The sequence below is a fragment of the Nonomuraea salmonea genome, assembly GCF_042428605.1.
Classification (GTDB): Bacteria; Actinomycetota; Actinomycetes; order Streptosporangiales; family Streptosporangiaceae; genus Nonomuraea; species Nonomuraea salmonea.
Window position 1 is genome coordinate 75,984 of the sequence record NZ_JBHMCF010000036.1, and the last position, 23,455, is coordinate 99,438.

The window sequence follows — 23,455 nt, forward strand, 5'->3', positions numbered from 1 at the left end:
AGGAAGGGCGTCATGGTCGACGGGGGCAGCGGCTGGCCGCGCAAGGTGATCGTGGTGGGCGCGGGCATCGTCGGCCTGTCGACGGCGTGGTTCCTGCAGGAGCGCGGTGTCGAGGTCGAGGTGGTCGACCGCAAGGGCGTGGCGGCAGGGGCGTCCTGGGGCAACGCGGGGTGGATCTCCCCCGGGCTGGCCATCCCGCTCAACGAGCCGTCCGTGCTGCGGTACGGGCTGCGCTCACTGCTGAGCCCGTCCGCTCCGCTGCACGTGCCGGCCACCCTCGACCCCGGGCTGTGGTCGTTCCTGCTGCGGTTCGCCGCCAACTGCCGGTGGCCGTCGTGGACCCGGGCCGTGCGCGCCAACCTGCCGCTCAACGAGGAGAGCATCGAGGCGTTCGACGTGCTCACGTACAACGGCGTACGTGCGCCGCTCGTGCACGCCCCGATCACCGCGGCCTTCCGCACGCCCAAGCAGGCACGGGCGCTGCTGCACGAGCTGCGCCGCATCTCCGCCGCCGGGCAGCAGGTCGCGCACGCCCCGCTCCGCCGCGAGCAGCTCGTCGAGCACGTGCCGCTCGCGTCCGGCGCGCTGACCGCGGGGGTGCGGATCGACGGGCAGCGGTACGTCGACCCGGGCGCGTTCGTGCACGCCCTCGGCAGGTCGGTGATGAGCAGGGGCGCCACCGTGTACGCGTTCGAGGTCACCGACGTGCGCAGCGACGGCGGGAAGGTCACCGTCAGCTCGTCCAAGGGCACCACCCTGACGGCGGACGCGGTCGTCGTGGCGACCGGCGCGTGGCTGCCCAAGCTGGCCGCACAGTGGGGCGTGCGGACGCAGGTGCGCGCGGGCCGCGGCTACTCCTTCACCGTCCCGGTCGATCGTCCGGTGCCCGGGCCGATCTACCTGCCCGAGGTGCGGGTGGCGTGCACGCCGTACCAGGGCAAGCTGCGGGTGGCGGGGACGATGGAGTTCCGCTCCCCCGACGCGCCGCTGGTGCCGGCCCGGCTTGAGGCGATCATCGCCTCGGCGCGGCCGCTGCTCGACGGCGTCCGGTGGGAGGAGCGCACCGACGTCTGGGTGGGCCCCCGCCCTGTCACCCCGGACGGGCGTCCGCTGGTGGGCGCGACCGGGCGGCCCGGCGTGTACGTCGCGGGCGGCCACGGCATGTGGGGCATGGCGCACGGCCCCGCCACGGGACGCCTGCTCGCCGAGCAGATCACCACGGGCAAGCAGCCCGCCGCGCTCCGCGAGTTCGACCCCCTCCGCTGAGCCTGAGCCGCCGGCGCCGGGAGCGCGTACCCATGACTTCCGGCACCTCCTCGGCGGCCGTCCCGCGCCGTACAGTGGCGGCATGCGGCGAATCGGCCCCGATGCGTGGGCAGGGCTGGCGATGCTGGCCGGATCCGTCGTGGTCGGGGCGCCGGTGCTGTTCGGCGCGGGTGCCACGGGAGGGGAGTCCGGGTGAAGGTCACCCAGGCGTATCGGTTCGCTTTGGAACCGACGCCCTCGCAGGAGCGAGCGCTGGCCTCTCACGCGGGCGCAGCGCGGTTCGCCTGGAACTGGGGTCTGGCCAAGTGTCAGGAGCGCTACGCCGCCGAGGGTAAGTGGTTGTCCGGTGTGGACCTGCACAAGGTCTGGAATGCCGAGAAGAAGGCCGAGCCCGGCCTCGCGTGGTGGGTCGAGAACTCCAAGTGTGTCTACCAGGAGGCGTTCCGTGACCTGGATCGAGCGCTGCGCGACTTCGTCTCCTGCCGCAAGGGCGCGCGTAAGGGCCGCAGACTCGGCTTTCCCAGGTTCAAGAAGCGCGGCAAAGCTCGCGACTCGTTCCGGTTCTCCACCGGGGTGATGCGCTGTGCGGGGGCCACGGTCACCCTGCCGCGCCTGGGCACGATCCGCACACACGAGTCCACCCGCAAACTGGCCCGGCGCCTGGTCGCCGGCACGGCGCGGATCCTGTCGGCCACCGTCTCCCGGGTGGCTCAGCGCTGGTTCGTCTCCTTCACTGTCGAGGTCCAACGAGAGGTGTCCGAACAGCACGCCCGGCCCGGCAGCGCGGTCGGCGTTGATCTCGGCGTGAAGGCGCTGCTGACCGGCGTGGACGATGGCGGGCGGCTCATCGAGGTCGCCGGGCCGAAAGCGCTGCGCGCCGGTCTGCGGAAGCTCCGGCGCCTTGGCCGCACCCTGTCCCGCAAGGTCAAAGGTTCGAACAACAGGCGCAAGGCTGCCGACCGTCTGGCCCGCCATCACGCCCGCGTGGCGAATGTCCGCGCCGACGCCTTGCACAAGGCCACCACGGCGCTGGCCGCACAATATGCGACGGTTGTGGTCGAGGACTTGAACGTGAACGGCATGCTGGCCAACCGCCGGTTGGCACGCGCGGTAGCCGATCAGGGCTTCGGAACCGCACGACGGCTGCTTGCGTACAAGACAGGCTGGAACGGGGGGACGCTCATGGTGGCCGACCGCTGGTACCCCAGCTCCAAGACGTGCTCGGCGTGCGGATGGCGAAAGCCAAGCCTCACGCTCGCCGAGCGGACCTTTGCGTGCGAGCCTTGCGGCCTGGTCATCGACCGGGACGTCAACGCCGCCGTAAATCTGCGTGACCTCGCCGCCAGTGGGGCGGAGAGGAGAAACGCCTGTGGACCGCAGGCAAGACCCGGCCCGACCGGGCGCAGCGGGATGAAGCAGGAACCCGGCCCGGCCGGGACCGCCGCCGGGCAACCGGCGGCTGCCTGACATGGGCTCACCAGAGTTCACTCACAGGCAACGGTTACAGCAACAGGGAGAACTGAACTTCTAGCTTCTGCTTCTCCCGAATCCTCTCTTCTTCCTGGCCGAGGGGACGGTGACGAATTACGTCTCGGCGCTGCCGGCCAAGCTGGGGGCGCGCGATCGTACGAACGCCGTGCTGCGGGCGCTGCACGAGAACGTGCTCGGCTGAGCGGCGGTTCGTGGTGACATGCGGTCACCGGGTGTTAGCGTCCCGTTATGCACGACGACGACATGTCCGGGCGGCCGCCGCTGGGCCGCCGGGTGCTGATCGTGGTGGGGGCGGTGCTGCTGACGCTCGCCTACGTGGCCATGGGCGCCGCCTCGTTCGTGCTGGTGGCGAAGGAGTTCGGCTGAGGGCGGGCCCCCGCCGCTCCGGCCGGCGAGGGCGCGCGGCGGGGTCACCGCTGGCCGGGCTCCGCCGGGAGCGCGGGGCTGCGCGGCGGCACGACGTGCACGCGGGCCGTGGCGATGTCGAAGTAGAGGCCCACCAGCTTGAGCTGCCCGGCCCTGACCTGCTCGTCGACGCGGCGGTAGGTCCTGAGGTTCTCCAGCTGCTGCTGGACGTTCAGCCGGCAGAGCCGGTCGAGGGAGGCGTCCGGCCCGCGCTCGGCGGCCAGCCGGTCGAGGCCGGCGGCGCCGTGCCGCAGCCAGCTTCCGAGCTGGGGCAGGCCGGCGGTGGTGGCGGGGCCACCGAGCAGTGCGGCCATCGCGCCGCAGCCCGAGTGGCCGCAGACGGTGATGGTGTGGACGTCGAGGACGCGGGTGGCGTATTCGATCGCGGCGCCCACCGAGTCGTCGGCGGGCTCAGAGCCGGCGCAGGGCACGAGGTTGCCGATGTTGCGGACGGTGAACAGGTCGCCGGGGCCGCTGCTGGTGATGAGGCTCGGCATGATGCGGGAGTCGGCGCAGGTGATGAACAGGTGGCTGGGCTGCTGCCGGCCGGCCAGCTCGGTGAAGATGGGGCGCACGAGCGGCGCCGTACGGCGGTGGAACTCGGCCGCGCCCTGGGTGAGCCGGCATTCCTGCACCCCGGTCGTCCGGCGGCGGGGGTGGGTCCACGGCAGCCACCAGTGCCCGGCCGGCTTGGGCGGGCTCTTGGCGGGGAACATGCGGGCCCCGCTGGCCGCCATCGAGTACCACTCGTCGTGCAGCTCGTCGATGGTGACGGTGCCGCCGAGCCGCTCGTGGTCGAGCCGCCAGGAGTGGATGGCCTCGAAGGCGGCGTTGTCCATGAAGTCGATGTTGAGGTCGAGGTCGACGTCGGCGCGGGCCGGGATGGCGCGCAGCTCGGCGGTCAGCCGGGGCACGCCGAGGAAGGTGAGCGAGCCGGACACCGTGGCGTGCAGGCGGCCGTTCGGCTCCTCGCGCTTGTCGACCGTGACGCGGGTGAGCCGCCGCAGCGCGAGCAGCGCGGCCAGGGCGAGCCCGGCCAGCACGCCTTCGGCCAGGCCGATCACGACGACGCCGGTCAGCGTGACGAGGTAGACGGGCACCTCGTTGTGCCCGTGCACCTTCCTGACGTGGCCGAGGCTGATCGTCCTGATGCCGATGAAGACCAGCAGCGCGGCCAGCGCCTCCATGGGGATGAGCCGGATCGTCCAGCCCAGGCAGAGCGCGAACAGCAGCACCCAGCCGCCGTGCAGGACGGCCGACCAGTGCGTACGCGCCCCCGCCCGGATGTTGGTGGTGCTGCGCACGATCACCCCGGCCACGGGCAGCCCGCCGAGGAACCCGCTCACCACGTTGGCCACGCCCTGCCCGGACAGCTCCTTGTCGAGGTCGGCGCGCGGCCCGGTGTGGGTGCCGTCGGTGGCGACGCTGCACAGCAGCGACTCGGCGCCGGCGAGCAGCGCCACCAGCAGCGCGGCTCCGGCGATCTGGTGCCAGTCGCCCTGCGGTAGCTCGGGCAGGGACCAGGAGCCGAGCGCGCCGGACAGGTCGATCCTTGTCACGTTCCAATGGAAGAGCCAGGCGGTCGCGGCGGCCACGACGAGCGCGGCCAGCGGCGCGGGGACGGCCCTGACGTGCTTGGGCAGCCGGCTCCAGACGAGCAGCACCGAGACGGTGAGCACGCCGACCATGACCTTGTGCCCGTGCAGGTCGGCGATCTGGCCGGGGAGCTGGACGAGGTTGTCCCACGCGGAGTGCTGCGGGCTGCCGCCGAGCACCACGTGGAGCTGGGCGAGCGCGATGACGATGCCGACGCCGGCCAGCATGCCGTGCACGACGGCGGGCGAGACGGCGAGCGCGGCCCGCGCCGACTTGAACGCGCCGAGCAGCACCTGGACGCCGCCCGCCAGGATGGTGATGAGGCAGGTGGCCTGCCAGCCGTAGGTGTGCACGAGCCCGGCGATGACCACGGTGAGGCTGGCCGTCGGGCCGCTGACCACGAGGGGCGAGCCGCCGAGCAGGCCCGCGACGATGCCGCCCACGGCGGCGGCGATCAGCCCGGCGGCGAGCGGCGCGCCGGCGGCCATGGCGATGCCCAGGGACAGGGGCACGGCGACGAGGAACACCACCAGCGACGCCGGTAGATCGTATCTGAGAGTCCGCATGATGCTACTCTCCGTAGTTATCTGCATGCGGCCACCCTAGTGCCCGCGCCAGGCACGATCCGGCGTCTGATGAGCGCGCCGGACGCTTTTCGCTGCCGGCGTCGAAACCCCTAGACCGCCGGGCGTTCCAGCCGGATGACGACCGACTTCGAGGTCGGGGTGTTGCTGCCGTCGGCCACGCTGTCGAGCGGAACCAGGACGTTGGTCTCCGGGTAGTAGGCGGCGGCCGAGCCGCGCGCGGCGGGGTAGGCGACCACGGTGAAGCCGGGCGCGCGGCGCTCCACGCCGTCGTGCCAGACGCCGACCAGGTCCACCACGTCGCGGTCGGCGAAGCCCAGCTCGGCCAGGTCGCCGGGGTTGACGAGCACGACGCGGCGGCCGTGCCGGATGCCCCGGTAGCGGTCGTCGTCGGAGTAGGGGACGGTGTTCCACTGGTCGTGGGAGCGCAGCGTCTGCAGGATGAGGTGGCCGGGCGGCGCCTCCAGCAGGGTGAAGGCGTTGGCGGTGAAGACGGCCTTGCCGCTCGGGGTGCGGAAGACGCGCTCGTTGACCGGGTTGGGCAGCCGGAACCCGCCGGGCTCCGCGACGCGGGCGTTGAAGTCCTCGAAGCCGGGCACGACGCGGGCGATGCGGTCGCGGACGGCGCCGTAGTCGGACTCGAACGTCTCCCACGGGATGTCGGGACGGTCGCCGAGCACGCGGCGCGCCAGCCGGCTGATGATGGCGACCTCGCTGAGCAGGTGGGGCGAGGCGGGGTCGAGCCGGCCGCGCGAGGCGTGGACCTGGCTCATGGAGTCTTCGACCGTGACGAACTGCTCGCCGCCCGCCTGCACGTCGCGGTCGCTGCGGCCCAGGGTGGGCAGGATGAGCGCGGTCTCGCCGCAGACGGTGTGGGAGCGGTTGAGCTTGGTCGAGATGTGCGTGGTCAGCTTGCAGGCGCGCATGGCCCGCTCGGTGACGGCGCTGTCGGGGGTGGCGCGGACGAAGTTGCCGCCCACGCCGAGGAACACCCTGGCGCGGCCGTCCAGCATGGCCTGGATGGCGCCGACCGTGTCGAGGCCGTGCTTGTGCGGCGGGGTGAAGCCGAACTCGCGCTCGATCGCGTCGAGGAACGGCCGCGGCGGGCGCTCCCAGATGCCCATCGTGCGGTCGCCCTGCACGTTGCTGTGACCGCGCACCGGGCACACGCCCGCGCCTGGACGGCCGACGTTGCCGCGCAGCAGCAGGAAGTCGACGATCTCGCGGATGGTGGCCACGCCGTGCTTGTGCTGGGTCAGCCCCATCGCCCAGCACACGATGACCTTCTCGCTGGCCAGGACCATCTCGTGCACGCGCTCGATCTGCGCCCGCTCCAGGCCGGTGGCGGCCAGCAGGTCGGGCCAGGCGAGCGTACGCGCGTGCGCGGCGAACTCGGCGAAGCCGGTGGTGTGGGCCTCGATGAAGGCGTGGTCGAGCACGGTGCCGGGCCGCGCGTCCTCGGTCTGGAGCAGCAGCAGGTTGAGCGCCTGGAACAGGGCCAGGTCGCCGCCCGGCCTGATCTGCAGGAACTCGTCGGCGATGCGGGTGCCGCGCCCGACGATGCCGCGCGCCTTCTGCGGATGCTTGAACCGCATCAGCCCGGCCTCGGGCAGCGGGTTGACCGCGACGACCCGCCCGCCTGAGCGCTTGGTCTCCTCCAGCGCGGAGAGCATGCGGGGGTGGTTGGTGCCGGGGTTCTGGCCGACCACGAACACCAGGTCGGCGTCGTGGATGTCGGCCAGGCTCACGCTGCCCTTGCCGACGCCCAGGGTCTCGATGAGGGCGTGGCCGCTGGACTCGTGGCACATGTTGGAGCAGTCGGGCAGGTTGTTGGTGCCGTAGGCGCGGGCGAACAGCTGCAGCAGGAACGCGGCCTCGTTGCCGAGCCGGCCCGAGGTGTAGAAGAGCGCCTGGTCGGGGTGGTCCAGGGTGCGCAGCTCGCCGGCGAGCAGGCCGAGCGCGTCGTCCCAGCCGATCGGTTCGTAGTGGTCGCTGCCCGGACGCTTGACCATCGGCTCGGTGAGCCGGCCCTGCTGGTTGAGCCACTGGTCGGTGCGTCCGGCCAGCTCGGAGATCGGGTGCTCGCGGAAGAAGCCGCGGGTCACCCGGCGGGAGGTGGCCTCGTCGGTGACGTGTTTGGCGCCGTTCTCGCAGTATTCGTTGCGGTGCCTGCGGCCCGGCTCGGGCCAGGCGCAGCCGGGGCAGTCGATGCCGGCCGTCTGGTTGACGTTGAGCAGCGTCAGCGCCGTGCGGCGCACGGTGGTCTGGCCCAGGGAGTATTCCAGCGCGTGGGTGACGCCGGGCAGCCCCGCCGCCCACGTCTTGGGCGGCGTGACGTGCAGACGCCTGCCCTCTTCTCCCCTGTTCATCGGTGATCATCTCCTCGCGGCTCGTGCGTAGGTTACCGCCGGTGCGGGAGCGGTCGGTTCACCGGGCTCCGGAGCGTCGTGTGGTCCATCGCCAGCTCCGCGGCGATGATGGTGCGAGTTGATCACTTCTCGATGGAGGCAGTACGCGATGCGGATCGGTGTCGTCTTCCCGCAGACCGAGCTAGGCGGCGACGCGGGCGCGCTGCGCGCCTACGCCCAGGGGGTCGAGGAGCTGGGTTACGCCCACGTGATGACCTTCGACCACGTGCTCGGCGCCGACCCTGACGTGCACCGGGGGTGGGACGGCCCGTACGACGTGCACACCACCTTCCACGAGCCCTTCGTGATGTTCGGCTACCTCGCCGCGCTGACCTCGCTTGAGCTGGTCACCAGCATCATCATCCTGCCGCAGCGGCAGACGGCGCTGGTCGCCAAGCAGGCGGCCGAGGTCGATCTGCTGACCGGCGGGCGGTTCAGGCTGGGGGTCGGGCTGGGCTGGAACCGGGTCGAGTTCGAGGCGCTCGGCCAGGACTTCTCCACCCGGGGGCGGCGGTCCGAGGAGCAGATCGCGCTCATGCGGCGGTTGTGGACCGAGCAGACGGTGACGTTCGACGGCGAGTTCGACCGCGTCACGGGGGCCGGGCTGGCGCCGATGCCGGTGCAGCGGCCGATCCCCGTCTGGATCGGGGCCCAGGCGCCGCCCTCCTACCGGCGGGCGGGGCGGCTGGCCGACGGCTGGTTCCCGCAGATGAGTCCCGGGCCGAAACTGGACGAGGCCAAGGCGATGGTCGAGGAGGCCGCCGCGCAGGCCGGTCGTGACCCTTCCACGCTCGGCATGGAGGGGCGGCTGGCCTGGCGGGGCGACGCCGACGAGGTGGCCGAACTGGCCGGCCGGTGGCGCGACTCGGGCGCCACCCACATCGCCATCGACACGATGCGGGCGGGCCTGGCCACGGTGGACGACCACCTCGCCGCCCTGGCGAGCGCCGCCGACGCCCTCGGCCTGCGCGGCTGACCCCGGACCTGGGCGGACGTCCCCGGGGCCCGCGCGGTCCTGCGAGCGTCAGGCGTGCTGAAAGCGGGCTGCGTCAGGCGGGGACACGGATGCGGGCCGTGGGGAGGGGGCCGGTGTGGGGGGCGAAGGTTTCGAGGATCGTGGAGACGCCCGCGTTGTCGGCGCCCGCGACCGCGATCACCACCGCTTCAGGTGAGGCGAGCGCCGGGACCCGGTGCGGGGTCGCGCTCAGGCCGTAGCGGTCGGTGATCGCGTCGGGATGGTCGGCGGGAAGCCGGTGACGGCCGTTCCGTGAGACGGCGTCCTTGCCGACGGCGGCCAGCTCGGCGCGGCTGTTGACGGCGTGGTCGTGCAGGAAGCGGCGCAGGTCGTCCTTGCTCCATCCGGCCGCGCCGAAGGCGGCGGCGTGCTCGGGCCCGAGCACCACGAGCGCGCTGCCGGTCTCGTGGACGAGCGCGCCGGTCCTGCGCAGGGAGCCGGCGAGGTCGAGCGCGAGTTGCTCGGGCGAGCCGGTGTGGCGGGACTCGACGTGCAGGCACGACCGGATGACCAGCGCGGTCACGACGCTGTCGGCAGGGTCGAAGCCATGCTCGCAGTGCAGCGGCTCCCAGGGGCTGTCCTCCTCGTTCTCCGCGATGCAGGCGGAGAACCTGGCCGGCGTGCCCTGGGTGGCCTGGTCGAGCAGGTGCGGGCGCAGGCCGAAGACGTTGATGGCGGCCAGCCGGACGGCCCGCCCGATCGTGGCGTTGGCCCGGAAGCCGGAGCCGAAGACGTCGCCCCTGCTGTTGAGCCCGATCCGGTCGCGTACGGGACCGTTGACGACGAGCAGCGGCGCGGTGCCCGCCGTGCTCTGCCAGACCCCGCACTTCAGCTGCGGCTCCCTGCCGATCGCCTCCCACGCGGCCAGCACCACCGGGAAGTACGCGGGCAGGCACCCGGCCATGGCGGCGTTGATGGCGGCCAGCCGGACGGTGCAGCGCCGGTCGAGATGCGGCAGGGCGAACAGCACCTCCTCGGGGTCGCGGTCGGTGGTGGCGAGGAACTCGGCCAGGTACGACCCGGTGACCGGCACCACCGGCAGCCCGTCGGTCCAGCCCTGCCGGGCGTAGTACTCCATGGCCGCCCGGACCTCCTCCGCACCGGCCACCGGCATCGCGGTCATGCCCGGCCTCCCCCGGCTCCGAGGACGCGCAGCACGCCGGGCAGCACCTCGGCGGCCCGCCCGCGCAGCGCGTCCGCGCCCAGACCGGCGACGGGGTGGCGGACGACGGCGAAGGCGTACCCGGGGAAGCCGCAGACCTCGGCCATGGCGCGGCCCGCCGCGAGGAACGGCTCGGTGACGACGCTCACGGCGGGCACTCCGGCACGTTCCAGCGCGACGCCGTCGGCCACGGTGGCGGCGGCGCAGGAGCCGCCGTCGCCGACGGCGGTGAGCACGACGTCGCAGTCCTGCGCGAGCTCCTTGATCAGCTCCTCCCTGGCGGGCAGCCCCGCGCAGTCCTTGACGTAGCGGAGGGAGCCGGCCGTGCGGTGGCGGTGGCGCAGCTCGGCGGCCAGCTCCGTGAGGAGCCTCGTGGCGTTGGGGCGGGCGTTGTCCAGCAGGCCGACGGTCAGCCCGCGCAGGCTCACCGGCCGCGGGGCGGGGGTGGCGTCGGCCGTCCTGGCGGCGGAACCCGTGGGGTCGAGCAGGGTCTCTCGTCCGGTCATGGCGCCTCCAGCTCGTCCGTCGGGGCGCGCGCGGTGGCGTACGCGCCCGATGGATCCACGTTCGCGCCACGTCACCGCCGGTGACTACCTCTTTTTCCACACAACGGAAGCCGGATCGGGCGCTCAGCCGGCGGCCAGCCCCAGCAGCAGCTCGGCCAGCTCGCCCGGCGCGGTCACCATGGCCTCGTGACCGGTGGCCAGGTGGTGCACCGGCCAGCCGCGGGCGGCGGCGCGCTCGGCGTGCGGGGTGAAGACCCGCATCCATTCGACGCACTCGATGAACGCGGCCGGCACCTGCTCGCCCTTGCCGGTCAGCCGCAGGGGCTCGGTGTAGGTCGCCCACGGGTGCGGGGTGAGCCTGGGGGTGAGCCAGCCGAGGTCGGCGGGCTCGGTGACGCCGAGCACCTCAAGGGAGCGTACGGGGATGAGCCACCCGAAACCGGGCCCCGCCACCGACGCGCGGTAGTGCCCGGCGACGGTGGCGGGCAGCAGGTCGATGGCGGGTTCCCCGTCGTCGCCGACGAACGCGTCGAGGTGCACGCGCAGCGCCAGCCGCTCCGGCACGCGGTCGGCGACGCCGGTGACGACCTGCCCGGCGTAGCTGTGGCCGACGAGCACGACGTCGCGCAGGTCGTACGCCTCGATGAGCGCCACCACGTCCTGGACGTGGACGGCGAGCCCGACGTGCGGGCCGAGCAGGTGGGCGCGGTCGCTGAGGCCGGTCAGCGTCGGCGTGTGCACCTCGTGACCGGCCGCGCGCAGCAGCGGGACGACCCGCCGCCACGCCCAGCCGCCGTGCCAGGCGCCGTGGACCAGGACGAAGGTGCTCACGCGTTCTCCATGACGATCATCCCGGCCCCGGTCATGGAGGCGGGCACGAAGTAGTGGCGGTGCCTGACCACGACCTCGGGGTCGAGTGCGCCGCGCATGACCAGCCACATGATCAGCTCGGCGCCCTCGCCGCCGAACGTCTCGATGTAGCGCTCCCTGCTCCACCCGGCCAGCTCGTCGGGGCGGAAGGCGATGTCCTCCAGGAAGCGGCGGTCGGCCGCCGGGTTGACGAACCCGGCGCGGGCGCCCTGGAGCTGGTGCGACAGGCCGCCGGTGCCGAGCACCACGAACGTCTCGTCACCCGGGTGGCGGTCGATGGCGCGGCGCAGCACCTTGCCGAGGTCGTACAGGCGGGCGGGCAGCGGGATGGGGTACTGCAGCACGTTCACGAAGATCGGCACGACCTTGACCGGCCACGCCTCGGCCGGGCGGCCCCAGAACAGCTCCATCGGCACCTGCAGCCCGTGATCGACCTTGATCTCCTGGATGATCTCCGGGTCGAACATGTGCTCCACCAGCGTGTCCACCAGGTGCCAGCCGAACGCGGCGGCGCCCTCGAAGGGCGGCACGGCGCGCGGCCCCCAGCCCTCGTCCACCGGCTGGTACTCGGCCGCGCAGCCCACCGCGAACGTGGGCACGCGGTCGAGGAACAGCGCGTTGAAGTGGTCGTTGAAGACGACGACCGCGATGTCGGGCCGGTGCTCGTCGATCCACCGCCGGGCCGGCTCGTAGCCGTCGAAGAACGGCTTCCACTCGGGGGTGTCGCGCAGGCCCTGGTCGAGCGCGGCGCCGATCGAGGGCACGTGGGAGGTGCCCAGGCCGCCGAGGAGTCTGGCCACGGCCTATCCCTTCTTCCCGAGCCGCTCGCGCAGGAACGTCTCGTGGTCCATGCCGGCCTGGTGCGCGCCGATCTCGGTGATGCGGATCGGGTCGACGGCGGAGATCTTCAGGATGAAGAACAGGTTGCCGCCGAGGCGGATCATCTCCCGCCAGTCGCGGGCCAGCACCGCGCGCCGCTCCTCCTCGCTCAGCCCGAACCGGTCCAGGTACGCCCGCTCGTCCGCCTTGAAGGCCGCCCTGTTGGCCGGATCGCCGAGCCCCATGGCCATCTTGTTGAGCCGGTAGCCGCGCAGCTGCCGTGCGCGGTCGAGCAGCGGCGTGTCGGGGATCCGGTCTTCCGTCACTTGAGCGCCGCCTTGCGCCAGCCGCCGTCGGCGTAGATCTTGCGGGCGACCTCCGTGTACGGCACCGGGCTGACCGTCGCGCCGATCTCGGCCAGGGCGTGCCGCTCCACGGTGAGCTTGCCGCTGCCGCCGTCCGGCTCGCCCCACACCAGCGACACCTGGACGCCCTCGTGGGCGTGCTCCTCGTCGAGCATGGCCAGGGTCAGCATCCTGCGCTCGTTGGCGCTGTAGCCGATCCACGTCGAGATCCCGGCGGGCGCGCCGCCGGCCTTGACCAGGTCGTACGGGTGCATCGCGTACACCGCCGAGGGGAACTCGACCCACTTGGCCGGCCGCCCCTCCTTGTCCAGCTGCGAGCCGATCGCGGCGAGGAAGTCACCGGCGTCCAGCGCGAGCGTCACCTTCCTGCGGTGCGGCTCGGCGGCCTTCGCCTCCAGCGCGTCGCGGCCGATGAAGTCGTGGTCGAACTTGACGAACGAGCCGTAGCCGAGGTCCCACGGCGTCAGGTAGTAGTCCTCGATGCGGTCGGAGACGAAGCTGCCGCCGATGGAGGCGTTGGCCTCGTACCCGTCGGCGGGCAGCCACTGGCGGTAGCTCTTGAGCGCCGCACCGGTGTAGATCGCGGGCAGCGGCGAGGGGATCCAGCCGGACTCCAGCGTGTTGGAGGAGTAGGCGCGCCCGCCGACCAGCCGCATCCCGTACTCCTCGCCGGCCGCCACCAGAGCGCTGTGCACCTCCTCGCCCTCGGCCCAGGGGCCGAACAGCTCGTAGCCCGGCTGGCCCGCCATGCCGTGGCGCAGCGCGCGGACCTCGCGGCCCGCGATGGTGATCGTGGTGATGTGGAAGAACGTCAGCTCGGGGGCGGGCGCTCCGGTGGCCCGCTCGATCACCCGCGCCGCGTCGGGGCCCTGGATCTGGTAGCGGTACGACCTGCGGTTGAACGGGTCGGGCCGGGCCGCGGAGCGCTCGTCCAGGGTCGCGGTGACGTCGTGGCCGCCGGTCTCGGCGTGGTAGCGCACCCAGTTGAGCGCGGGGATGCGGCCGACCAGGTTGAACGTCCGCTCGCCCAGGCGGAACAGGATGACGTCGCCGATCACGTACCCGTCGGGGGTGCACGGCACGAACTGCTTCGCGCTGTTCACGGGGAACCTGGCGAAGCTGTTCACCCCGAGGCCCGTCAGCAGGGCGAGCGCGCCCGGCCCTTCGAGCAGCAGCTCCGCCATGTGGTACGACTGGTTGAACAGCACGCAGGTCCGCTGCCAGGCCAGCTGCTCGTCCCGCCAGTTCGTGTACTCCGGCGGCACCCCCGGATAGACGTTCGGCCCGGCCTGCAGGTTGCGTAGATGGTCGACCAGGTTCGTCCGTACACCGTTGACGACGTCTTCGAGGCTGGAGCCGGTCATCGCGCGTCTTCTCCTTAGCCGAGCTTGTGCCGTGCCTGGATGCTAAGCAGCGGCGCCGCGGCGGCGGATGGGGCCGCCGTCCCGGTCGTCCTAGGACAAGTGACGTAGCCGGCCGGGTGTCAGCTCGGGGGCGGCACCAGGCCCTCCCGCATCGCGACCAGCACCGCCTGCGTACGCGAGCGCAGCCCCAGCTTGCCCAGCAGGTTGCTGACGTGGGTGCGGGCCGTGCGCTCGCTGATCACCAGCCGGGCGGCGATCTCCCGGTTGGAGTGACCCTCGGCGATCAGCACCAGCACGTCCCGCTCGCGGTTGGTCAGGCCCGCGACGCCCGTGTGCGGGGCGCGCATCTTCTGCACCAGCCGCCTGGCCACGGCCGCGCCGAGGAAGACGTCGTCGTTGGCGGCGGCCCTGATGGCGGCGGCCACCTCAGAGGGGCCGGCGTCCTTGAGCAGGTAGCCGGCCGCGCCGTGCTCCAGGGCGGCGTGGATGCGCTCGACCTCGCCGAAGCTGGTCAGGATGACCACGCGCACGGACGGGAACCGCCTGGCGATCTCCGCGGTGGCCTCGACGCCGTCCATCTTCGGCATCACCAGGTCCATCAGCGCCACCCTGGGCAGCGGCAGGCCGCGCGTCCTGAGCGACTCCAGGCAGTCGAGCGCTTCACGGCCGTTCGCGGCCTCGCCGGCCACCTCGACGTTCTCCAGCGCCTCCAGATACGCGGTCACGCCCCGCCTGACCACGGTGTGATCGTCCACCACCAGCACGCCGATCGCCTGCGCCTCCGCGCTCATGAGTTCCCCAGGGAAGGTCGTCGGGTCGGTCCGGCCGGCAGCAGGGTCGGCAGCGGAATCGCCAGCCGCACCAAGGCTCCCCGCTCGGAGGGACGTGCGGACGTGGTCAGTTCGCCGTCCCAGCGGGCGGCGCGTTCGCGCATGGCGGTCATGCCGAAGCCGCCCTCGCCGGCCGGCTGCTCGGGCAGGCCGCGGCCGTCGTCGGCGATCTCGCACGTCAGCCGGCGCTGGGTGCCGCGCCTGGTCAGGGCGAGGTCGATGGTGACGAGCGAGCCGCCCGAGTGCTTGACGCTGTTGTGCAGCGCCTCGGCGACGACCCGGTAGGCGTCCTCGCACAGCTCGGACTCCAGGTCGCCGAGCTCGTCGTCCTGGTCGGTGACGGTGACACAAACCTCGAAGCCGGTACGTCCGGTGGTGACCGCCGCCAGCGTCCGCACCGCCGCCGGCAGACCCTCGTCCGACAGCGCCGTGGGGTGCAGGTCCGTCACCATGGCCCGCAGGTCGCCGAGCACCGCCTTGGAGATGCCGGCCAGCTCCTGCGCCACCCGCGTCACGTACGCCGAGTCCACCACCGCGCCACGGGCGGACAGCATGCCGAGCGACTCCACCTGCATGCCCATCGAGAACACCTGCTGCACCACCGAGTCGTGCAGGTCGCGGGCCAGCCGCTGGCGTTCCTCGCGGCGCGCGACCTCCCGCTCGCGCTCCAGCAGCGCCGCGTACGCGACGGCCTGCGCCGCCTGCTCGCCCATCGCCATGAGGAAGTCCAGCGCGGTGCGGCCGATCTCCTGGCCCGGCGCGAAGTACGCGTTCAGCACGCCGACCGGCTCGCCGCGCACCAGGAGCGGCACGCTGGCGAACCAGTCCCACTCGGGGTGGCGCATGTGCTCCCTGATCGGCTCCCACACCGGGTCGGTCATGACGGTGGCGTAGCGGTGGGGCACGACGACCGGCCTGCGGCTGGTGAACGCGTCGATCATGCGCAGCTCGGCGCCCGCCTCCATGCACGCGATGAGCAGGTCGAAGAAGTCAGGCGTGCTGCCGAAGCCGGCCGTGCCCATCACCTGGAAGCTCTCGCCCGCGGCGTTCACGGTGAGGATCTGGACGCTGGCCAGCGCGTCGGCCTCCAGCACCTCCTTGGCCAGCGCGTCGAGGGTGCTGCTCAGCGAGCACTCGGCGGCCACCCGCCCGGCTGCGCTGGCGATGGCGGCCAGCCGCCGCTGGTGGCGGCGGCTCTCGGTGACGTCCCTGAACGCGACGACCCGCTCCCCCCTCCTGGAGGCTCTGACCTGGTACGCGAACTCCCGCCGCCCTCCGCCTGGCGCCTCCCATCCCACCACCGCCTCCTCCGCTCCCCCGCTGGAGGGGAAGGGGGAAGCGGCGCCTGGGAGGTCGGACGGGCTCAGGCCGCACAGGCGCAGCGCGGCCGGGTTGGCGAGGATCAAGCGGCCGTTGCGATCGATCACGGCGAGCCCGTCGGGGGCCAGGTCCAGCAGCGTGCGCGCGTCGAGTGCGGGTGCCTCGTGCCCGGCGTCATGCGCCATGAGCGGTGTCCTCCTCGCTGGAACGGGGCCCGCTGACCCCCATGATGCCCCGGGGTGGCGGGCGGCGGCAGGTGCGGCGGGACGAGTTACGACATTTGACGTAGACGGCCTGGCCGCAGGACACGTCCCGGCGGGGCCGCGCGTCGCATCACGCGGGGTCGCGGGCGTCCTAGCGTCGGAGGCCAGAGCGTAAGGGAAGGCTGCGATGGAGTTCCTGGTACGTTTCGAGACCCGCCTGCCCGACGCCATGGGCGACGCCGAGCGCAAGGAGCTGCGCGAGGCCGAGCGGGCCAGGGCGATGCGGCTGCGCGCGGACGGCCTGCTCAAACGGCTGTGGCGGGTGCCTGGCCGGCGCGCTGTCGTCGGTCTGTGGGAGGCCCCCGACGCCACCGCCCTGCACGCGGCGCTGTCCTCACTCCCGCAGTTCCCCTGGATGGACGTGACGGTCGAACCCCTCGCCACCCACCCCCAGGAGACCTGACCCACGCAGGCCGGCGGCCCGCCGTAGGACAGGTGTCGCGGCCGGGACGCGACGGGTGCGCAGGCGGAAACGGTCATCCGCGCCGTGTTCGCGGGCGGGCCGGTCCCTAGCCTCACCAGCAGGCACCGCAGCCGGTCGGCTGCCCGCTTCCGCAGGAGGGTCAGGTCATGTCCGCTGACAGCGCGCCCGCGCAGGTCCGTCTCGACCCCCGGACGGCCCTGGCGCGGGCCCTGAGCGCCGCCACGTACGAGATTCTGCCCTTCGGCCGCGCGGAGGAGCCGGTGCTCGCGCACGTCCCGCGCACGGTCGGGCTGACCGTCACCGCCACCGAGGCGCGCGGGCTCGGCCCCACGATCGACCTGGCCGTACGGCTGGCCGGGCACGGCTACACGGTGGCCCCGCACCTGGCCGCCCGGCTGGTCCGCGACGAGCGGGAGCTGAAGGACATGGTGGCGCAGCTCGGGGAGGGCGGCGTGGACGGCGTGTTCGTGGTCGGCGGCGACGCCGTACGGCCGGCGGGGCCGTTCCCCGACGCGCTCTCCCTGCTGGAGGCGCTCGACGGGCACCCGTTCGCGCGGGTCGGCATCGCCGGGCACCCCGAGGGGCACGGCGGCATCCCGCGTACCGTCATCGACCGCGCCCTGGAGGAGAAGGCGCCGCACGCCACGCACATCGTCACCCAGCTCTGCTTCGACGCCCGCACGACCGCCGGCTGGGCGCGCGGGCTGCCTGCCCGCAGCGTCGGCCTGCCGGTCATGGTCGGGCTGCCCGGTGTGGTGAGCCGGCAGCGCCTCGTCCGCGTCACCGCCCGGCTCGGGCTCGGCCCGTCCGCGCGCTTCCTGCGCAAGCAGCAGAGCCTGTTCTGGCGGTTCCTGCTGCCCGGCGGCTACCGCCCCGGCCGGCTGGCCGCGCGTCTCGCGCCGTACCTGGCCGAGCCCGGCACGGGACTTTCCGGCCTGCACCTGTTCACCTTCAACGAACTGGCCGCGACGGAGGCGTGGCGGCGCAGGCTCCTGGAACGGCTCGGAGGCGCGGCCTGACGTCCGCGCCCCGGCAGGCTCAGGACTCCGACGGTACGGCCACCGCACCGGGCTCCTTCTCCTCGGGCCGCACGGTGGCGTACCTGATGCCCAGCACCGCGAGCAGGCTGACCAGGCCGGGCACGCACAGGAAGAGCGCGACGGTCGTGGAGGAGCCGCCGGCGGCGTAGAGGGCGGGGTAGACGGGGGTGAGGGCGCCGGCGACGGTACCGCCCACCGCGTACGCCACCGAGATCCCGCTGTAGCGCACCTCGGTCGCGAACATCTCGGTGAACAGCCCGCCCTGCGCCCCCGCCATGATGCCCTGCACGATGGCCGCCACCAGGAACGCCACCAGCGCCAGCCCGGCGTTCCCGGTGTCGACGAGGGCGAACATCGGCACCGGCCACACCACGGCGGTGATCGCGCCCGCGATGTAGAGCCGCTTGGCGCCGAACCGGTCGGACAGCAGCGCCGAGACGAGGATCGCCAGGATCCACACGGAGGTGGACGCCAGGATGAGCGTGAGCAGCGTGTTCCTGGCGTACCCGACGGCGGAGGTGCCGTAGGTGAGCATGTAGACGGTCACCGCGTAGCCGACGGCGGGCGGGGCGATCGCGGCGAGCCCGCCGAGCACCAGGTTGCGGGGATGGCGGCGGAGCAACTCGGCGAAGGGCACCTTGGTGACGGTCCGCCGCTGCTTGGCGCGGGCGAACTCGTACGGCTCCGACAGCCGGATCCTGACGATGAAGCCGATGACGACGAGCACCGCGCTCAGCAGGAACGGGATGCGCCAGCCGGTGGAGTAGAAGGTCTCGTCGTCCATGCCGGAGACGGCGAGGAAGGCCAGGTTCGAGGTGAGCACGCCGATGGGGACGCCGAACTGGGCGAAGCTGCCGTAGACCGCGCGCCGGCGCGGGGTCGCGTTCTCGGTGGCGATGAGCAGCGCGCCGCCCCACTCCCCCGCCACGCCGAACCCTTGGATGAGGCGGAGCGAGACGAGCAGCAGCGGCGCGCCGATGCCGAGCGCGGCGAACGTGGGCAGCACGCCGATGAGGAACGTCGAGCCGCCGGTCAGCAGCAGCGACAGGACGAGCATCGACTTGCGGCCGATCCGGTCGCCGAAGTGGCCGATGACCGCGGCGCCGATCGGCCGGACGATGAAGCCGGCGGCGAACGCCGACAGGGAGGCGAGCGTGGCGGCGTCGGGGTCGGACTCGGGGAAGAAGAGCCGCGGGAACACCAGCGCCGCCGCGGTGCCGAAGATGAAGTAGTCGTACCATTCCACCGACGTGCCGATGAAGCTGGCCGCGAAGACGCCTCTCATCGACCTGGGCTTGGACGTGCCGTTCTGGGCCATGGCTGTGCTCCTCGGAGCAGGGGGGATCGTCTCACCGTATTCGGGCCCGCGCCGCGCGTCGTGCGTCTTCCGCGGCACGCGGGCTACGTCATGTGTCGCGGTTCCGCTCGACCGGGACGGGCGTGCCCGACCAGCCGGAGAAGACCCGCGCCACCATGGAGATGCCGGCGTCGGCCGCACCCGCCACGGCGATCGGCAGGTGCCCCGGGTCGCCGCGCCGGGGCAGCGGGGACGACGGAGGGGCGCACCGCGCGGTCAGCAGGGCGCGTACGTCGTCCTTGCTCATGCCGGCTCTGGCCAGCAGCCGCGCGTGCCCGGGGCAGAGCAGCACGGCGGCTCCGGCGTGCCGTGAGGTCCAGCCACCGATACGCGTGATCGCCCCGGCCAGCTCGGCCATCAGCGGGCCCGCCGCGGTGTCGGGGCCGCCGGCGAACGTGCTGGTGTCGACCAGGATCGCGGAGACCGCGTCGGTGCCCGCGGGCACGCCGCCGTCGGCGCTGAGCGGCGGCCAGGGGCTGTCCTCCTCGTTCTCGGCCACGCACATCGACCACCGGCCGGGCAGGACGCCCGGTGCGGGGCGGTCGAGGCCGTGCGGGACGACGCCGAGCGCGTTGTGGACGGTCAGGCCGATCGCCCGCGTCACGGTGGTGCTGGGGCGCAGGCCCCGCGCGGGGCCGGTGAAGCCGAGCCGGTGGCGTACGGGGCCGTTCACCACGATCATGCGGGCCGGGCCGCTGCTGCTCTGCCAGCCGCCGCCGATGTCGGACCGCTCGCCCATGAGCGCGTCCCAGGCGGCCAGCACCACGGGGAAGTGCTCGGGGCGGCAGCCGGCCATGACCGCGTGGACGGCCGCCACCTCGACGGTGACGGGGCTCTTGAGCTGGTCGAGCCGGCCGATGTCCTGGTCCGGCGGCCGGTGCGTGGTGGCGAGCAACTCGGCCACGCGGCGCGGGGTGGCGGGCACGAGGGGCAGCCGGTCGCTCCAGCCGTGCTCGTACATGAACGCGACCGCCCGATACGCCGCCTCCCACTCCCCGCCGGCCACCTCGGCCGCGGGATGGGGCGGGCCGTGAATTCGGTCGGACATCCTGCTCACACCTCCTGTCCGGTGCAATTTAGAACGCGGGGGCGGCCCCGGTGACCGCGCCTTTCATGACGCGGAAGGGTCGCTGGAACGGGGCGCGGGGGCGGGCCGGCGAGCGGGAAGAATGGCCGGATAGAAAGGCATTTTCCACGCAAGGGAAGGAAATGTCGCGATAAATGTGTCCACTATCGGTGACTTGTCCCTTTGGGTAGCCTGGTGTAACACCTACGTAACCCGATATACGGACAGGCAGGTGAGCAGGTGACCGTCCTGGCAGACCGGTCTGTGGAATCGCGTCGCCCGACATCGGCGCAGCGGGTGCTGTCCATCCTCGGCGTGTTCGACGCCGAGAACCTGGCGCTGTCGCTCAGCGAGATCAGCCGCCGGGCCGGTCTCACGCTCAGCACCACCCACCGGCTGCTCAACGAACTGCGCTGCTGGGGCGCGCTCATCCGGCACGGCGACGGCAAGTACAGCATCGGGCTGCGCATCCTGGAGCTGGGCACGCTGGCCCCGCAGGGCGGGCAGCTGCGCGAGATCGCGCTGCCGTACCTGCACGACCTCCAGCACGCCGTGCGCGCCAACATCCACCTCGGCGTGCCCGACGGGCACGACGTCATCTACGTCGAGTCGCTGCGCGCCCGCGACACCGTCCCCGTGCCGAGCCGGCAGGGCGGGCGCTGGCCGCTGCACGCGACCGGCACGGGGCTGGTCCTGCTGGCGCACTCCTCGCAGGAGTTCCAGGAGGAGGTGCTCGCCTCCGAGCTGCGCGGCTACACCGCGAACACGCTGACCGACCCCGACGAGCTGCGCCGCTTCCTCGCCGAGGTGCGCAGATCGGGGGTGGCCGTCGTGGAGAGCCAGCTCACCTACGGGGTGCTGGCGGTGGCCGTGCCGATCAGGGGCGCGCGCGACCGGGTGGTGGCGGCGGTCGGCATCACCGTGCCGAGCGGCTCGGCGTCCCCGCGCTCCCTGGTGCCGGCGATGGCGACGACGGCGCGCAGCATCTCGCGAGCGCTCGGCGCCCCCTCGGCGGGCGCGCCGGTGCCGCGCCCGCACTGGCGGGTCCGCGAGGCCACCCGCCCGCTCACTCCCCCTGGGGTACCGAGGTGACCGGCTCGGTGTCGTAATGGTGGGGAGGGCCGCCGTCCACGGCCAGGATGTGGCCGGAGATCCACCGGGCGCGGTCGCTCAGCAGGAACAGCGTGGCGTACGCGACGTCCCATGAGGTGCCCTCGGTCTTGAGCGAGGTGCTGAGGCGGCGCGGCTCGCGCAGCGACTCCGGCATCGGGCCGCGCGCCGCGAACGCGCCCCAGATCACGCCGACCTGGACGCAGTTGACGCGGATGCCCTGCGGGCCGAGCGAGGTGGCGGCGCCCTCGGTGAGGTTCTCCAGGCCCGCCTTGGCGACGGAGTAGATCATGCCGGGGCCGCGGGAGCGCACGGTGACGGACGAGATGTTCACGATCGCGCTGCCGCGCGGCATGACCGGGACGGCGTGCCTCATGATCGACCAGGCCGACCTGAGGTTGACGGTCATGAGCCGGTCGTAGTGCTCGGGCGTGGTGTCGAACAGGCCGCCGCGGTCGCCGGCCGCGACGCAGTTGACGACCGCGTCCAGCGTGCCGAACGCGCCGGCGGTCTCGGCGACCGCGCCGGCGCAGGCCCGGTCGGAGGTGACGTCGGCGATCACGGGGACGGCCGTGCCGCCGTCCTCGGTGATCAGCTTGACCGTACGGCCGGCGGCGCCGGCGTCCCTGTCCAGCACCGCGACGCGGGCGCCGTGCCTGGCGAGCACCCGGCAGGTGGCGTACCCGACGCCCGGGAACGCCGTGCTCTGCCCGCCGCCGGTGACCAGCGCCGTCCGCCCGGCCATCCACCGGGCATCGGCGCCGGCGAACGGGTCGGTCATGGGATCGGCGGTCATCACGTGGCCTCGGCCAGCGGGGCGACGCGCGTCAGGCGGGACTTCATCTCGGTACGTTCCAGCGAGCCGGGCGGGACGAGCGTGACGGCCGCGCGGACGGTCAGGCGGGCGCGGATCAGCTCCTCGATCTCCCTGCGCAGCCCCTCGGGGTCGCCGGGTGCCTCCCCCAGCTCGACCTCGACCCGCAGCGGCGGCTCCACCCGCGGGCCAGGCCCCGGCAGGACGATCTGCGCCACGCCGTTCGTGCGCGGATGCAGGTCCTGGACGAGGTCGCGCACGGCCGTCGGGAACACGTTCACCCCCAGCACGATCAGCATGTCGTCGGTACGCCCCACGCACCGGATCAGCGGCGCCCCGTCGCGGTCGAGCCCCGTGACCAGCACCCGGTCCCTGGTGCGGAAGCGCACCAGCGGGCAGCACTCGCGGTCCACCGACGTGTAGACCAGCTCACCCGACGCGCCCGGCTCGGGGACGACGGGCTCGCCGTCGTCGGGGTCGATCAGCTCCACCAGGACGTGCCTGCCGCCGGTGAAGCGCATGCCGGCCGCCCCGGGCGGCTCGGCGAACAGGACCGGCGCCATGTCGGCGTTGCCGAGCCCCTCGGTGATGCGGGCGTCCCACTCCTGCTGCAGGTGCCGCCGGAACGCGGGCTCGCCGCCGCCCGGCTCGCCGCCCACGAAGATCTTGCGGATGCCGAACTCGCGCGGGTCGCGGCCGAGCCCGCGGACGTACTCGGCGAGGTAGCGCACGTACGAGGGGGTGGCGTGCAGGGCGGTGACGCCGAGCGAGTCGAGGGCCTGCACCGCCTTGTCGGAGTTGCCGGTGCCGATGGGGATCATGGTGGAGCCGATGCACTCCAGCGCGTCCCTGATCGGCAGCCCGCCCACGAACAACGTCAGCCCGGCCCCGTGCAGCACGACGTCCTCGCGGGTGGCGCCCATGGTGGTGAACGCGCGGGCGGTCATCTCGGTCCACGACTCGGCGTCGCGGCGGGTCACCCCCACCCAGCTCGGCTTGCCCGTGGTGCCGGTGGAGGCGTGCACCCTGATCACCTCGGCCATCCCGACCGCGGCGTGCCGGCCGAGCGGCGGCGCGGCGGCCTGCGACTCGCGCAGCGCCTGCTTGTCGGTGAACGGCAGTTTCCGCAGGTCGGACAGGGACACCAGGGCAGCCGGGTCGATGCCGTGCGCGGCGAACAGGTCCGCGTAGAACGGCGAGCGGGCCGGCAGTCCGGCGAGTTGCGTGAGGAGCATCGCGGTGACGGCGTCTCGGTCCTCGGGCGCGACGAAGCCGGGTGTGGTCACGTGGTGTCCTTCCGGTGAGGGTGTCGGCGGCCACGGTGCCGACGGATGTGCGCGGGCCTTCCGGGGACCCCACTATGCCGAGGGGGCGCGGGGG

At 73.0% G+C, this 23,455-nt stretch carries 21 protein-coding genes; 7 read left to right on the forward strand and 14 right to left on the reverse strand.

All coding sequences use genetic code 11. The features are described 5' to 3' along the window. Window positions 1-12 precede the first annotated feature (12 nt). The 3 genes from ACFFR3_RS30010 to ACFFR3_RS30020 all read left to right on the forward strand — a co-directional run bounded on the left by ACFFR3_RS30010 (window position 13) and on the right by ACFFR3_RS30020 (window position 3,123). Complete coding sequence (locus ACFFR3_RS30010; RefSeq protein WP_364378467.1) at window positions 13-1,266, forward strand: NAD(P)/FAD-dependent oxidoreductase; 1,254 nt, start codon at window positions 13-15, stop codon at window positions 1,264-1,266. 192 nt (window positions 1,267-1,458) lie between these two features. After that, window positions 1,459-2,733 (forward strand): IS607 family element RNA-guided endonuclease TnpB, encoded by a 1,275-nt coding sequence (gene tnpB, locus ACFFR3_RS30015; protein ID WP_379484226.1) that lies wholly within the window; start codon window positions 1,459-1,461, stop codon window positions 2,731-2,733. A gap of 252 nt (window positions 2,734-2,985) precedes the next feature. Then, window positions 2,986-3,123 (forward strand): hypothetical protein, encoded by a 138-nt coding sequence (locus ACFFR3_RS30020; RefSeq protein ID WP_364378458.1) that lies wholly within the window; start codon window positions 2,986-2,988, stop codon window positions 3,121-3,123. 44 nt (window positions 3,124-3,167) lie between these two features. Here ACFFR3_RS30020 and ACFFR3_RS30025 read toward each other — a convergent pair whose 3' ends face one another. Together ACFFR3_RS30025 and ACFFR3_RS30030 are read right to left on the reverse strand one after the other, a co-directional pair. After that, window positions 3,168-5,324, reverse strand: a complete 2,157-nt coding sequence (locus ACFFR3_RS30025; RefSeq protein ID WP_364378455.1) for a SulP family inorganic anion transporter — start codon at window positions 5,322-5,324, stop codon at window positions 3,168-3,170. 110 nt (window positions 5,325-5,434) lie between these two features. Beyond that, a complete protein-coding gene (locus ACFFR3_RS30030) occupies window positions 5,435-7,711 on the reverse strand; it encodes an FdhF/YdeP family oxidoreductase (RefSeq protein WP_379484227.1) in 2,277 nt (758 codons plus the stop codon). A gap of 148 nt (window positions 7,712-7,859) precedes the next feature. Here ACFFR3_RS30030 and ACFFR3_RS30035 point away from each other — a divergent pair, with 148 nt between their 5' ends. Next, a complete protein-coding gene (locus ACFFR3_RS30035; protein ID WP_345385717.1) occupies window positions 7,860-8,726 on the forward strand; it encodes an LLM class F420-dependent oxidoreductase in 867 nt (288 codons plus the stop codon). Between the two features lie 73 nt (window positions 8,727-8,799). Here ACFFR3_RS30035 and ACFFR3_RS30040 read toward each other — a convergent pair whose 3' ends face one another. The 8 genes from ACFFR3_RS30040 to ACFFR3_RS30075 form a co-directional block, all read right to left on the reverse strand. Beyond that, a complete protein-coding gene (locus tag ACFFR3_RS30040) occupies window positions 8,800-9,888 on the reverse strand; it encodes a hypothetical protein (RefSeq protein WP_379484228.1) in 1,089 nt (362 codons plus the stop codon). After that, window positions 9,885-10,433, reverse strand: coding sequence for a UGSC family (seleno)protein (locus ACFFR3_RS30045; RefSeq protein ID WP_379484229.1), 549 nt, complete (start codon window positions 10,431-10,433; stop codon window positions 9,885-9,887). Before ACFFR3_RS30045 ends, ACFFR3_RS30040 begins: the two co-directional genes overlap by 4 nt. Before the next feature lie 123 nt (window positions 10,434-10,556). Further along, entirely contained in the window at window positions 10,557-11,264 is a 708-nt protein-coding gene (locus ACFFR3_RS30050; protein WP_345385721.1) for an alpha/beta fold hydrolase, read from the reverse strand. Next, the gene (locus ACFFR3_RS30055) at window positions 11,261-12,103 is read right to left on the reverse strand and encodes a class III extradiol dioxygenase family protein (protein WP_345385723.1); all 843 of its coding nucleotides are present in this window, start codon (window positions 12,101-12,103) and stop codon (window positions 11,261-11,263) included. The genes ACFFR3_RS30050 and ACFFR3_RS30055 overlap by 4 nt, the downstream gene beginning before the upstream one ends. A gap of 3 nt (window positions 12,104-12,106) precedes the next feature. Then, window positions 12,107-12,448 (reverse strand): hypothetical protein, encoded by a 342-nt coding sequence (locus ACFFR3_RS30060; protein WP_345385725.1) that lies wholly within the window; start codon window positions 12,446-12,448, stop codon window positions 12,107-12,109. Further along, complete coding sequence (desA, locus tag ACFFR3_RS30065) at window positions 12,445-13,851, reverse strand: syringate O-demethylase (RefSeq protein ID WP_345385727.1); 1,407 nt, start codon at window positions 13,849-13,851, stop codon at window positions 12,445-12,447. The genes ACFFR3_RS30060 and desA overlap by 4 nt, the downstream gene beginning before the upstream one ends. Window positions 13,852-13,970: 119 nt before the next feature. Next, complete coding sequence (locus tag ACFFR3_RS30070; RefSeq protein ID WP_345385729.1) at window positions 13,971-14,642, reverse strand: response regulator; 672 nt, start codon at window positions 14,640-14,642, stop codon at window positions 13,971-13,973. Beyond that, the gene (locus ACFFR3_RS30075) at window positions 14,639-16,186 is read right to left on the reverse strand and encodes a sensor histidine kinase (protein WP_364378435.1); all 1,548 of its coding nucleotides are present in this window, start codon (window positions 16,184-16,186) and stop codon (window positions 14,639-14,641) included. Before ACFFR3_RS30075 ends, ACFFR3_RS30070 begins: the two co-directional genes overlap by 4 nt. A 205-nt stretch (window positions 16,187-16,391) precedes the next feature. On the opposite strand from ACFFR3_RS30075, the gene ACFFR3_RS30080 reads away from it, so the two are divergent. Continuing rightward, on the forward strand, window positions 16,392-16,667 hold the full coding sequence (locus tag ACFFR3_RS30080; RefSeq protein WP_345385733.1) for a muconolactone Delta-isomerase: 276 nt from the start codon (window positions 16,392-16,394) through the stop codon (window positions 16,665-16,667). Window positions 16,668-16,834: 167 nt separating this feature from the next. Further along, complete coding sequence (locus tag ACFFR3_RS30085; protein WP_364378432.1) at window positions 16,835-17,707, forward strand: methylenetetrahydrofolate reductase; 873 nt, start codon at window positions 16,835-16,837, stop codon at window positions 17,705-17,707. A 19-nt stretch (window positions 17,708-17,726) separates the two neighbouring features. Here the strand turns inward: ACFFR3_RS30085 and ACFFR3_RS30090 are convergent, their stop codons facing one another. Both ACFFR3_RS30090 and ACFFR3_RS30095 read right to left on the reverse strand, forming a co-directional pair. Beyond that, window positions 17,727-19,046, reverse strand: coding sequence for an MFS transporter (locus ACFFR3_RS30090; protein WP_379484230.1), 1,320 nt, complete (start codon window positions 19,044-19,046; stop codon window positions 17,727-17,729). Between the two features lie 88 nt (window positions 19,047-19,134). Continuing rightward, window positions 19,135-20,133: a hypothetical protein gene (locus ACFFR3_RS30095; protein WP_345385737.1), complete on the reverse strand. Its 999-nt coding sequence runs from the start codon at window positions 20,131-20,133 to the stop codon at window positions 19,135-19,137. Window positions 20,134-20,415: 282 nt separating this feature from the next. Between ACFFR3_RS30095 and ACFFR3_RS30100 the strand changes: the two genes are divergently transcribed. Then, window positions 20,416-21,243, forward strand: coding sequence for an IclR family transcriptional regulator (locus ACFFR3_RS30100; protein WP_364378423.1), 828 nt, complete (start codon window positions 20,416-20,418; stop codon window positions 21,241-21,243). On the opposite strand, the gene ACFFR3_RS30105 is transcribed toward ACFFR3_RS30100, so the two are convergent. Further along, the gene (locus tag ACFFR3_RS30105; protein ID WP_364378420.1) at window positions 21,218-22,057 is read right to left on the reverse strand and encodes an SDR family NAD(P)-dependent oxidoreductase; all 840 of its coding nucleotides are present in this window, start codon (window positions 22,055-22,057) and stop codon (window positions 21,218-21,220) included. The genes ACFFR3_RS30100 and ACFFR3_RS30105 overlap by 26 nt on opposite strands. Beyond that, window positions 22,057-23,361, reverse strand: a complete 1,305-nt coding sequence (locus ACFFR3_RS30110; RefSeq protein ID WP_364378417.1) for a phenylacetate--CoA ligase family protein — start codon at window positions 23,359-23,361, stop codon at window positions 22,057-22,059. Before ACFFR3_RS30110 ends, ACFFR3_RS30105 begins: the two co-directional genes overlap by 1 nt. Between the last annotated feature and the right edge of the window lie 94 nt (window positions 23,362-23,455).